Annotated in this window: 12 protein-coding genes; 9 read left to right on the top strand and 3 right to left on the bottom strand. The window is 44.4% G+C overall.

Annotation, left to right across the window (positions count from 1 at the left end):
* Positions 1–212: 212 nt before the first annotated feature.
* Positions 213–599 carry a carboxymuconolactone decarboxylase family protein gene (locus L2717_RS06770; protein WP_220772503.1) on the top strand — a complete coding sequence of 129 codons (387 nt, stop codon included), beginning with the start codon at positions 213–215 and terminating at the stop codon, positions 597–599.
* 159 nt (positions 600–758) lie between these two features.
* Here the strand turns inward: L2717_RS06770 and L2717_RS06765 are convergent, their stop codons facing one another.
* Positions 759–1,010, bottom strand: a complete 252-nt coding sequence (locus tag L2717_RS06765) for a DUF2999 family protein (protein ID WP_115406969.1) — start codon at positions 1,008–1,010, stop codon at positions 759–761.
* A 295-nt stretch (positions 1,011–1,305) separates the two neighbouring features.
* Between L2717_RS06765 and L2717_RS06760 the strand changes: the two genes are divergently transcribed.
* The 3 genes from L2717_RS06760 to L2717_RS06750 all read left to right on the top strand — a co-directional run bounded on the left by L2717_RS06760 (position 1,306) and on the right by L2717_RS06750 (position 4,168).
* Positions 1,306–2,841, top strand: a complete 1,536-nt coding sequence (locus tag L2717_RS06760) for an ATP-binding cassette domain-containing protein (RefSeq protein WP_220772549.1) — start codon at positions 1,306–1,308, stop codon at positions 2,839–2,841.
* A 530-nt stretch (positions 2,842–3,371) separates the two neighbouring features.
* Positions 3,372–3,668 (top strand): DUF134 domain-containing protein, encoded by a 297-nt coding sequence (locus L2717_RS06755; protein ID WP_220772505.1) that lies wholly within the window; start codon positions 3,372–3,374, stop codon positions 3,666–3,668.
* Positions 3,665–4,168 (top strand): NifB/NifX family molybdenum-iron cluster-binding protein, encoded by a 504-nt coding sequence (locus L2717_RS06750; RefSeq protein WP_220772507.1) that lies wholly within the window; start codon positions 3,665–3,667, stop codon positions 4,166–4,168. The genes L2717_RS06755 and L2717_RS06750 overlap by 4 nt, the downstream gene beginning before the upstream one ends.
* A 19-nt stretch (positions 4,169–4,187) precedes the next feature.
* Here L2717_RS06750 and L2717_RS06745 read toward each other — a convergent pair whose 3' ends face one another.
* Entirely contained in the window at positions 4,188–4,535 is a 348-nt protein-coding gene (locus L2717_RS06745) for a thioredoxin family protein (RefSeq protein WP_220772509.1), read from the bottom strand.
* Positions 4,536–4,833: 298 nt separating this feature from the next.
* Here L2717_RS06745 and L2717_RS06740 point away from each other — a divergent pair, with 298 nt between their 5' ends.
* From L2717_RS06740 to L2717_RS06725, 4 genes are all read left to right on the top strand, one after another.
* Positions 4,834–6,873, top strand: coding sequence for a TonB-dependent receptor (locus L2717_RS06740; RefSeq protein WP_220772511.1), 2,040 nt, complete (start codon positions 4,834–4,836; stop codon positions 6,871–6,873).
* Positions 6,874–7,063: 190 nt separating this feature from the next.
* Complete coding sequence (locus L2717_RS06735) at positions 7,064–7,894, top strand: AraC family transcriptional regulator (protein ID WP_220772513.1); 831 nt, start codon at positions 7,064–7,066, stop codon at positions 7,892–7,894.
* A gap of 122 nt (positions 7,895–8,016) precedes the next feature.
* On the top strand, positions 8,017–8,709 hold the full coding sequence (locus L2717_RS06730) for a LysE family translocator (protein WP_220772515.1): 693 nt from the start codon (positions 8,017–8,019) through the stop codon (positions 8,707–8,709).
* 164 nt (positions 8,710–8,873) lie between these two features.
* Positions 8,874–9,626: a phosphatase PAP2 family protein gene (locus tag L2717_RS06725; protein WP_220772550.1), complete on the top strand. Its 753-nt coding sequence runs from the start codon at positions 8,874–8,876 to the stop codon at positions 9,624–9,626.
* A 63-nt stretch (positions 9,627–9,689) separates the two neighbouring features.
* On the opposite strand, the gene L2717_RS06720 is transcribed toward L2717_RS06725, so the two are convergent.
* Complete coding sequence (locus L2717_RS06720) at positions 9,690–10,238, bottom strand: DUF2799 domain-containing protein (RefSeq protein ID WP_220772517.1); 549 nt, start codon at positions 10,236–10,238, stop codon at positions 9,690–9,692.
* A gap of 493 nt (positions 10,239–10,731) precedes the next feature.
* Between L2717_RS06720 and L2717_RS06715 the strand changes: the two genes are divergently transcribed.
* Positions 10,732–11,592: a PA4780 family RIO1-like protein kinase gene (locus L2717_RS06715; protein ID WP_220772518.1), complete on the top strand. Its 861-nt coding sequence runs from the start codon at positions 10,732–10,734 to the stop codon at positions 11,590–11,592.
* Positions 11,593–11,738: the final 146 nt, after the last annotated feature.

Here is an 11,738-nt window from a genome sequence, read left to right as displayed (position 1 = left end):
TTATAGTTCATATCGGTCACCTCGAGTCAGATTTTGTGCACCTAAATCATGGCACATTGCGATGCCGAGGCCGAGGTGACCATCTCAGCAGACACATTTCTTTCTGAGCTATTTACAAGAAAAATATAGGTGTCTTTGAGTATTCCAAGCTTTCGCGGCGGTTCAATAAGTCTAATCACATAGCTTAATCACATAAGAAGAAGGATGCATCGATGAACGATGAGCAATACGAGAAGGGGCTTGAGGTGCGTCGTGCTGTGATGGGCGATAGCTATGTAGATAAGGCGCTCAGTAGTGCGACGGATTTTACGCAACCGCTGCAAGATTTAGTCACGGCCAATTGCTGGGGTGAGGTTTGGGTGCGTGATGTCATTTCAAGGCAAACGCGCAGCTTGATTACCATTGCGACGCTGGCAGCATTAAAGGCGCCGACTGAGTTAAAGGGCCATGTGCGGGGGGCGCTAAAAAATGGCTGCTCGGTTGAAGAAATTCAAGAAGTCTTACTGCATTGCACCGTTTACTGCGGTATGCCCGCGGGGATTGAAGCTTTTAGAACGGCAAAAGAGGCGATTGAGGAGTGGCAGGCGCAAAACAGTTAGTTCACTTGGTATTGATCATTTTGAGCGTCAATGGCTGTGGGGTTTTGTTGCTGTGAGGTTTAGTTACTTTGCGGTTTAGTGGTTTTAACATTCGCTAGGGGAGCTGAGTTACGCGTATTCCCCTAGCGCATGATGGCGACAGACTTCAAAAGTTGGCGCTTATTGTTGCAGTTTGGCTTTTGCGGCTTCTACTTTTGAGAAATCCAAACCGAGTTCGAGTACGGCTTCTTTAATCAAAGTTGGTTTCTGCATCACTAACCCCAGCAGTTGTTGTAATTTTTCGGCTGGGATACCTAATTGACCGAGCGTGCCCATCGCCATTAATGGATTTTCGGTTAATGTTTGAAATAGCTCGTGAATTTTAGCGTCGCTGACGTTATGTTCTTTTAAGATGGCAATAATGGGGTTCATTACAATACCTTGTTGATATGAAAGTTAAATAGGGGCTGATTTTATCACAGTTCTGTCAGAGTGGTTGCCTCATACCAGCTTGACCATTGCATTATACAGCCCCTTATCTATGCCATTCAGCGCATTAGATTTTATTTTCAATAAGCTTTACTCTGATGACTTATCCCTTATTAATCTACTGATAAAAGCTTGAGCTATTTTCGTGCGAAGTGATTGTGTTACTTAACAGGATTGCTTTGTGCAATTACGTTATGCCGCTTTTATCATCCCCTTAAAAATAGAAGGAACTGTGGCTATGCTTGATGTTGTCGCGAACCAAGACAAAAGTATTGTGGTTAAACAGTTGCGATACGGGCGTGACAATGAGGTGCTAGTCGTCGATGAATGGCAACTGCACCCTGCAGAGCACTGGGCGATTTTTGCGACTGATAGTTACAGTGGTTCTTTGCTTGGGCGGATATTAACCGGTGATATTCAACCCGATGAAGGGATGATTACTGGCCTGCCGCAACGTATCGGTTGGGTGTCACTTGGGCAGCAGCAAGCGTTGCTGGAGCGCGAGTTAGAAAAAGACGAGTTAGATTACGGCTCAAGTGTTGAATCCTTAGTGCTTGAATGCTGCCAAGACGCTAGCCAACTCCCGGTGTTATTAAAAAAAGTTGGGCTTGAACATTTGCGTTTGCGTGGTTTTCAGCAGTTATCAACTGGCGAGACGCGCCGAGTTATGCTGGCGCGCGCGCTGGCAATGTTACCGCAATTGCTGATCTTAGATGACCCTTACGCAGGGCTTGATACTGAGCATCAAACGAGTTTATCTAAGCTGCTGAGTGAGGTAGCTGAGCATACTCAGTTGCTGATCATCACCTCACGCCAAGAAGAATTGCCGCCCTGCATAAGCCATGTGGCGCTGTTTAATGGCGAGATGCTCAAATCGGGGCAGAGTGTGCATAAACTCAGCCCACCTATGTTAATTGAGCAATGGCACAATCATCCGGTGATGGCGCAGCTTAATGCGTTATCGGCGCAGCTTAATGCGTTATCGGCGCAGCGCAGTGATGAACTCTTGGCCTTGATGGAGCGGCAACGGCATAACGCCGAGGCGTTTTCCCCACTGGTGGAGATTAAAAATGGCAAAGTGGAATATGTCAGTGGGCTGATTTTTAGTGGGGTGAATTGGCGTATCGAAGCGGGGCAGCATTGGCAAGTTCGCGGTCCAAATGGTTGCGGAAAAAGCACTTTGCTAGGGCTGATTTTAGGCGACCATCCCCAATGCTATAGCAACGACATTACGCTTTTTGGTCGACCTCGAGGAAGTGGCGAGAGTATTTGGCAGATTAAACAACGGATTGGTATAGTGTCATCGGCGCTGCACTTGCAATATCGCGTTAGCTGTTCGGCACTAGATGTGCTGCTTTCAGGCTTTTTTGACTCGATTGGTTTGTACCATAAACCCACTAAACCTCAGTTAGATTTGGCCAAGGAATGGCTAACCATTTTGCATATGAGCGGGCTTGCGAGCACTAGCTTTAGGAAGCTCGATTATGGTCTGCAGCGGTTATTGCTGATAGGTCGCGCCTTGATTAAACAGCCATTATTGCTGATTTTAGATGAGCCGTATCAAGGCTTAGATTTTATCAATCGCACCTTAGTGATGCGGGCGCTGGAGATGATTGCCGAGCATCATCTAAGTCAGCTGTTGTACGTGTCGCACCATAGGGAAGATGCGTTGCCTGCTATTCATCATTTCGTGGATTTTATTAAGCAGGGCGACGGTTATTCGGTGCAGGTGAGTGATTACGAGTCTGAGGATTTAACCCGTTTTAATCAGTAAACGTCATCAATCACAGCAGGTTAACGGCTGCTTACTTGTTTGCAGAGTTTGTCAGTATCCCTCGGCACCCCAATGCAGGTTAAGATTGGCCTTACTGGGTGCTTGCCATTGAGTGTGTTAGTCACACTCAATGGCAATATACCTGTGGTGCGAAAGATTTTCATATTCCAGTGAAAACTGAGATGCACCATATATCGATAATGATGGTATCTCCCTAGTGTTCAATCCCCCATTCGCCAGACAGTAGTTCTGTTAATTAGTCATGCTTGATATAGGTAACTGTGAGCCGTCTTACAGTTTTTAATGTCGTTGGCGCGAATAATAGTTTTTGGCCTAGGCCAGAAACTCGTGGCAGTTTTATGGTTCATTCACTGAACTTATTCTCAAGTCAGTTATCAGGCTTGAGAATCCAGAGCTATGGACTCCCTTAGCTAGATGAGCCCGAGTGTCGTGCGCTGTAAACAAGAAGTGCACCAAGATCTAAAAGACGATTTAAAAACATGTAAGACGACTTAAAGATAAAAACATTTATGCCAAGACCTAAAAAATGCCGCCAATTATCAAGCTGTGTACCCTGTAGTCTATTTAAGCCTAATGGGATCCCCGCGATTGAATTAACCCATATTCAATTAGAGGCCGATGAGTTTGAAGCCCTCGACCTAGGGGATGTTAAAAGATTAAGCCAACTTGAAGCCGCAGCCTTAATGGGGATTTCTCGGCAAACCTTTGGTTACCTGCTCGCCAATGCCCGTAAAAAAGTGGCGACGGCGATTACTCAAGGTCAAGCTTTGAGGCTGCCAACCCAAACAGATAAGGATTTATTATGATTATTGCCATGCCAATGAGCCGTGAGCGGCTCGCCAGTCACTTTACTAAAGCCCTACAAATTGGTTTTTATAACGAACAGTCTCAGCTGATTAAACTGCTTGATAACCCAGCGCTTGAGGGGGACTGTAGTGCCAAAAAAGTCATGCTTGAGCTGATTATTCAACAGGGTACCGATATTGTGATTGCACAGAATATCGGTGAGCGGATGTTAGGAAAGTTATTGGCTGCGGGGATCAGTGTGAGTAAAGGGAGTGCGAGTCAAACAGTGGCGGCTTTACTGGCGCAAACAGCGGATCTTAACCTTAGGTTGACGGATGCATCCCAAGGCCGAGCATCACTAAAGCATGCCGCCAAGGGAGGATGTTGTCACTCTACAGGAGACGGTTGTGGTTGCGGTAGTAAAGCTAGCCCATCACGCCTTATAGAAGCACCAGTAGCACAGGTAAAGTTCGACAAGTCAGTGCATTACGCCGGTTTTAGACCGTTGGTAAACAAATAATATTACCGTTTAATTTGGATTATTCCGTCACGATTAAACCATAGGGGCGGGCAAGCGCCTCTTTAATATCCGCTAACGAAAAAACCTTAGAAAACCGTCCAAAGGTTTTGCCATAAAACACACATTCCACCACAGGTAGGGTAAATACATTGTGGCTCGCTGCTATCTCTGCTTGGGTTTGGCAATCAATATAGGCCATCTGCATCAGCGGGAACTCTTGCGCTAACAGCTCAGCAATTCTCGGTTTGAGCGTTTGGCACACGCCGCAATGTGGTGCGCCAAATAACAGCAACATAGCAGCATGCTGAGTCAATAAAGATTCAAGCATTTCAGCTGAGTCAATATGTTGGATTAAATCTGTGTGCATGTGATGCCATTTTTAAATTGCGATGGGTATGAATTTATGGGTCTAGTTTGCGTGTTTTTAGGGTTAAAGCCAGCCCATTTTTATCTCTATTTATTAATTTAATACGCTAAAGAAACGTGATATATCGACGGACATTTTGTCCTTCAATGAATAAAAACGTGCGATATCGCACAAAGAAAGCTAACTCTCCTGTCTTTTGTTGGTTTTTTGTTCGCTAGAGTTTGAGCAAGATCTGTTTTTTATATGCCATTAGCGGGTTAAATCGGCACCATCGATTATCAGCATAAGGATATAAAGGATGAAACTGGTCTTCTGGTTATTTCCACTTTGTGGTTTATCAAGTGCCGTTATTGCCGAAACAGCTACGGATAATATTGAACGACTTGAGGTTCATGGCAGACAAATTAATACCTTAGGCCATAGTACATCCGCATCGGAGGGAATTGTTGGTGCGGCGGAAATTGCCAGCCGTCCTTTATTACGTACTGGAGAAATTTTAGAATTTGTTCCAGGAATGATAGTGACTCAGCACAGTGGTTCGGGTAAGGCGAATCAGTATTTCTTACGCGGCTTTAACTTGGATCATGGTACCGATTTCAATACCCAAGTTGACGGTATGCCGGTCAATATGCGTACCCATGGACATGGCCAAGGTTACACCGATCTTAACTTTGTAATCCCAGAACTTTTGGGTGAGATCCGCTATGCCAAAGGCTCTTATTATCCAGAAGTGGCCGATTTTTCAGCGGCGGGTGCGGCTCAATTAATGCTGGCCGATGAGTTGCCTGCTAATCAAGTCGGCGTCACCTTCGGTGAATATGGCTACCAGCGACTCGTGGCGACTCAGGAGTTGAATACTGACATGGGGCGTTTTATTTGGGGTGGTGAGGCACAAACCTATGATGGCCCGTGGACGGATATTGATGAGGATGTGAGTAAGATCAGTGTCGTCGGGCGTTATTTAACTCGGCTCGGTGAGGGTGACTTAAGCGTCACTATGATGGCCTACGACAACAGCTGGAATTCGGCGGATCAGATCCCCTCCCGTGCGGTGGATTCTGGATTAATTGATTTTTACGGATCTTTAGATAAAGACGTCGGCGGTGAATCTAACCGTTATAGCGTTTCAGCTAATTACGATGCGGGTGATTGGCAGGGAAATGTCTACGCCATTCGCTCGACTATGAATTTATTCTCTAATTTTACCTATTTCTTAAACGATCCCATCAATGGTGATGAGTTTGAACAAGTCGATGAACGCACGATTTGGGGCGGCGATCTTAAGCGTGATTGGCAGACTTCACTTGGTGGCACTCAACTGAATTACAGTGTGGGCGGCGATGTGCGTTATGACGATATTGGCGCAGTGGGTTTGTATAACACTCAGGCGCGACAACGGCTGAATACGGTAAGGCTTGATGAAGTGCAAGAGTTGTCGAGTGGCATCTTTGGTAAAGTTGAGTGGCTGCCAGCTGAACAATGGCGTTTTAATCTTGGGCTACGTTACGATTATTTTGATGTGCAGGTCGACAGTGATGATCCGCTTAACAGTGGCGATTCGTCCGATGGTATGTTCAGCCTCAAAGCGGGAGCGTCTTATTTATGGAGCGATCATCTTGAGTTGTATGTGAATGCTGGCCAAGGATTACATTCTAATGATGCCCGTGGCGCGACCATCAATGTAGATCCTGTGACTGGCGAGGATACCGATAAAGTTGACTTATTAGTACGTTCCAATGGGGGCGAATTTGGGGTTAAGTATTACGATCGAGACTTTATCAACTTTTCAGCGGCATTGTGGTATCTGCAATTAGATTCAGAGTTGATGTTTGTTGGCGATGCTGGGAATACAGAGTCTAGTCGAGCGTCAGAGCGCTATGGTGCTGAGTTAACTGCTTATTATTGGCTTAACGACCAACTGAGTATTGATATGGAACTGGCGTGGACTGAAGCTCGCTTCACCGAGAATCAGTTTGAAGAAGGAAAGTATATTGATGGTGCGGTTCCCTTTGTGGGTAGTGCAGGGATAACCTACCGACCCGATAATGAAGGCATATATTCCAGTATCCGTGTACGACATTTGGGTGAGCGAGTACTCGATAGTTTTAATGAGCACAAAGCCGATGCCACCACATTAGTTAACCTCGCGTTAGGATACGAGTTCCGCCGCTTCGATACTAAGCTTGAACTGCTGAACGTGTTTGATAGTAAAGATCACGACATTGATTATTTTTACTCTTCACGCTTACCCGGTGAAGCTGCAGAAGGTGTTGAAGATTTACACTATCATCCCGTTGAGCCACGTATGGTGAGAGTGAGCGTCAGTTATCGTTTTTAAGCCTATTCTTGATGATTCGGTAGATGATGATAAGGCCGTCAAAGTACGGCCTTTTTTAATGTGTGCGGCATCATTTTTATTCACCGCGACCAAGATTTTTTAGCCCGCTGGTGCAATAATTTACTATTCTGGTGTTTGCTATGGCGGCTAGAATAGCGCTTACCATTGTTGCTGGCCGCCTTGTTAACCGATGACCTGTGTAATCCCCGTTGAAAATATTAATTATTGGCGTCACCCTAGCTTGGCAGGCATAGAACTGAGTCAGGCAAAATTCACTCATTTTAGTTTTGATAAACATGTGCATCTGGATTACCACTTAGGCGTAGTTACTCAAGGCGCTCAGCAGTTTGTGAATAAGGGCTGCAGCTATCAACTTGGACAACAGAGTCTCTCGACTCTCAATCCTGATGAAACCCATGATGGTCAAAGCTGCTATGCAGAGGGATATTGCGTTAACGTGATGTCTATTCCGGTGGCATATATGAATGAAATCAGCCAAGAGTTAGGCATTAAAGAGCATTTTTTCTCCGCGCCTATGGTTGAGGATGCTCGCTTATATCACTATTTTACCCAATTACATGAGCAACTGATTCAAGGTCAATTCTCTGAACTGGCTAGCGAGTCCCATCTACTCTATTTTTTACATTTGTTACTCCAGCGACATCCCGCTCAAGCGATAAAATTAAGTCCCCAGCAAGGTTTATCGCCATTACAGCTGAATGTAATTAAACAGCGTATTCACGATGAACCTTGGCAGAATACCCAGCTTGCGACACTTGCCACTGAAGTTAATTTAAGTAAATTTCAGTTTTTACGTCAGTTTAAACAAGCCACTGGCATGACACCTCATGCTTATTTAAAACGAGTGAGGTTAGAGCTGGCGAAAAAGTCCCTTAGCCGTGGCGTGCTAGTGGCCGATGTAGCGCAGCAGTTGGGCTTTTTCGATCAGAGCCATCTTAATAAAGCTTTTAAACATGCCTTTTTACTTTCGCCAGTGCAGTTTCAGCGTCGCATGCTCTAACTCCATCTGTATTTTTAGTATCGATTAGTTATGTAATTGATGACAATTCAGCTCTCAATTAAATGGCAATACTGGTCTTTCAATAGTTTCATTAACCGCATTAGTTCGGAGTCGTATTACCCATGGATTTATCTTTATTACTGACCTTGGGCGTCATTCATACCGTCGCTTTGATTAGCCCGGGGCCCGATTTCGCCATTATGGTCAAAATAGCCACCCAGCAACACAGAAATACCGCATTGGCCGCCGCCGCAGGAATTTCGGTGGCGATTTTGGCCCATACAATTTTAAGTCTAACAGGCGTGAGCTTAGTGATTAAAAGCTCGTATATTTTATACTTAGTGGTGCAAATTGCGGGCGCTTCTTACTTAGCGTGGATGGGGTTTTCTGCTCTGCGTTCTGGCATGGCGATATGGCGTAAACCCCTTGCCAGTGTTGATGATGAAGCGAATGACAATGTACAAGACACGAGCGCGGATAGCGTGTCCAAAATATGTGTGATACCTATGTCGCAACGACAAGGTTTTTTAACGGGGCTGTATACCAATTTATTAAATCCCAAAGCACTGGTGTTTTTTTTAACGCTATTTTCAGCACTCATTACGCCCGATGTTACCGCGAGCACTAAGTTGGTATCCGCTGTATTGTTATTTGTACTGTCATTGGCTTGGTTTGGGCTGCTTGCCGTTATGTTGTCAAAGGCGCAGGTGCAATTGAAATTACAACGGCTGACGCCGATCATTGACGTGGTGATTGGCGTGATTTTTATGTCCGTTGCTGTTGCGATTGTGACCAATCTTGTGCTGACGGCTTAAGTGTCGATGGCGTCAGTTTACATTTAAGCCATTTATCTTCAGTTTCATTTATCCTCTCGGATTTTTAATGGCTTAAGTTTTTGATAAGAATTCATCTTTATTCTGAGCTGAGATTTTGGCGATGGGATAGATGAGTGCATAACACAACACAACATAATGTCAGCGTGACATTTTTTAGTTTTGCTAAAGGGCATTTACTGCTGCCACTGTGCTTTTTTGCCGCCATTATTTTTGTACTTGAATGGACACATATGGATATGAGGTTAGCCAGCGAGCTATTTCATTGGCAAGGTGGTGTAAACTCTTGGCCCTTAAGGGGACATTGGCTCACGGAAGATGTGCTACACGTTGCAGGGCACCATTTTGTTATTTTACTGGCGGTGTGTGTTGTTATCGCTATTGCCATGAGTTTTCGCAATGACACCGTTAAACCGTACCGGAAAGGGCTGATTTTTCTTTTCTGTAGTGTGTTAGCCAGCGTGCTATTAGTGCGAATAGGTAAAAGCGTGACCCATATGACCTGCCCGTGGGATGTCGTCGAGTTTGGCGGCAGCATGCTGCACTCATCGTTATTTGCGCGTTTACCTGAGGGTGCCGAGTTTGGTCAATGCTTCCCTGGCGGCCATACCAGTGGTGGCTTTGCGTGGGTCGCTTTATTTTATGTATTTAAGGAGTATCGTCCAGATGTAGCCAAATTTGGATTAGCGTTTGGCATTATGTTAGGACTGGCTTTTGGTATTGCTCAAGAGTTGCGGGGCGCGCACTTTTTAACTCATGATCTTTGGAGTTTAGCGATTGCGTGGACCTCCTCTAGCTTGCTTTATTATGCTTTTTTTCTACGGCCTCAGGCGTCGAAGTTGCCGAGTATGGTCGGAAATATATCATTCATTAAATCAGCCCATAATAGAACGGCTTAAATAGCGGCTAATGGCAGCATGACTCAACACTGATCCCTATTGGCCTCAGTGTTTTTTTATCGCTTAATATCTAAATTCAAAGCGCATATCGGGTCTACGCAGGCGGTATCCCTCATCTAACAGTTGGTTTTTTTCATTGAGTAGGCTGTTTTTTTGTTTCAATAAGCTCGCTTTATCAGTGAGATTATTGAGCTTGCCATCAATACTGCTGATTTCTCTATCAATGGAATTTAAGCGTTCGACAATATCCGCCATACGTTTGTTAATTTGATATTGTTGATGCCCTTGATTGTAACGTTCAACAAATTCGTTACTACTACAAACGCCATAATAACTTTGTCCTGCCAATCCAATACGGTAGCCATTTTCAGGTTGGCAATAATTGGCCAATCCTTGTAAATATCCCTGCTTCCACTGCGCCGTATCGACATTGAGATTAAATTCGCGGCAATCTTTTTGATATTGATTGAGTTGCTCTGTACTCGTCCCTCGATTACCATCGGCGAGCCCAAGTGAAAACCAATCACTATGAGTACATTCTTCAATGGATAAGCTACTACATTGCGTCATACATAAGACTGAAAAGGCGAGGAAGATGCTGCTATGACGCATTGGAAAGCTCTCTGTATATTGTGACGTTTAGGATAAAGGCTGCAACTCAAGAGATCTAGTGTTATCGACCACAATTGATGCCGTTATGACTTAGGTGTTTTCGGTATTGTCTTTTAAATAATATATCTGGTTAAGCCTTTATTTCTACGTGCTTAATTTTAATACTGGCTCCGTAGTAGCTGCAACAAACCGATTTAAGTTATCTTAGTGCTCAATGTTGGTAGCCGAGAATAGTAGTAGTTATTTTGAGTCTTATTTTATTGCGGTAAACAAAAAACGCTTTTTTAGTTTAAGTTTGAGTTAAAACGGCTTTCTTTGCCAAAGTCTTGGGCAAATCTGGTATTGTGTTTAAGACGCAAGTGCTTTAGTTTTTTACTTTTAATTCGTATATTAACCCTGAACAATATTCATCAAACTTCCGCTGGAGACCGCTTTTGTATGAAGATTTGCCCGCAGTATTCCATATCATGCCTAAGTAAGGTATAAGGGCGCTATGAAAACTCCGAAACGAATACAACCCCTGGTTGATGAAGGACTGGTCGATGAGGTCATTAGCCAGTTAATGAGCGGTAAAGAAGCGACTGTGTACGTTGTACGCAGTGGTGATGATATCCGCTGTGCCAAAGTTTATAAAGAAGCTGACAAACGTAGTTTTAAGCAAGCTGTGTTATATCAAGAAGGCCGAAAAGTGCGTAATAGTCGTCGCGCGCGCGCGATGGAAAAAGGCTCTAAATTTGGCCGTGATCAACAGGAAGAAGCTTGGCAAAATGCCGAGGTCGATGCGTTATATCGTTTAGCGAATGCAGGCGTTCGTGTGCCTACACCCTATGGGTGTTTTGATGGTGTATTGCTAATGGAGTTAGTCACCGATGCTGATGGCCATGTCGCTCCTAGATTGAACGATGTCAGCATGTCGGCAGAAAAAGCGCTACGCGATCATGCATTAGTGATGGAATACGTTAAGTATATGCTGTGCGAAGGCTTGGTACACGGTGACTTATCTGAGTTTAACGTATTAGTGGATAGTGAAGGGCCAGTCATTATTGACTTACCTCAGGCGGTTGATGCTGCTGCTAATAACCATGCCAAATGGATGTTAGCGCGCGATGTAAATAACATGACCCAGTATTATGGCCTGTATGCGCCTGAGCTATTAAAAACCCAATACGCTAAAGAGATTTGGGCTTTGTTTGAGGCGGGTGAATTAAAACCTGATACCCCATTAACGGGCGAATTTACTGAAGTGTTAGTTGAAGCTGATGTGAGTGCGGTACTCGAAGAAATCCAAGCGGCCTTTGAAGAAGCGCAAGAACGTAAACAGCGTATTCAAGAGGCTAATGAAGAAGATTATTAACCACTCGTTGTTAATAAAAAATTTGGTATAAAAATGACGCTCAGAGTAGCGTCTTTTTTATACCAAAAATTCAGTTTAGATTTGGGTTTATCTGCGTGTGTGTCGCTAATCTTCATGGATAACAACAAAGGAGCGATATGCACTCT

Origin of the sequence: Shewanella glacialipiscicola (assembly GCF_023283485.1) — a bacterium.
In the GTDB taxonomy this organism is placed as follows: domain Bacteria; phylum Pseudomonadota; class Gammaproteobacteria; order Enterobacterales; family Shewanellaceae; genus Shewanella; species Shewanella glacialipiscicola.
The sequence above is the reverse complement of the archived record's forward strand: the minus strand, read 5'-3'. Positions and strand labels throughout refer to the sequence as shown.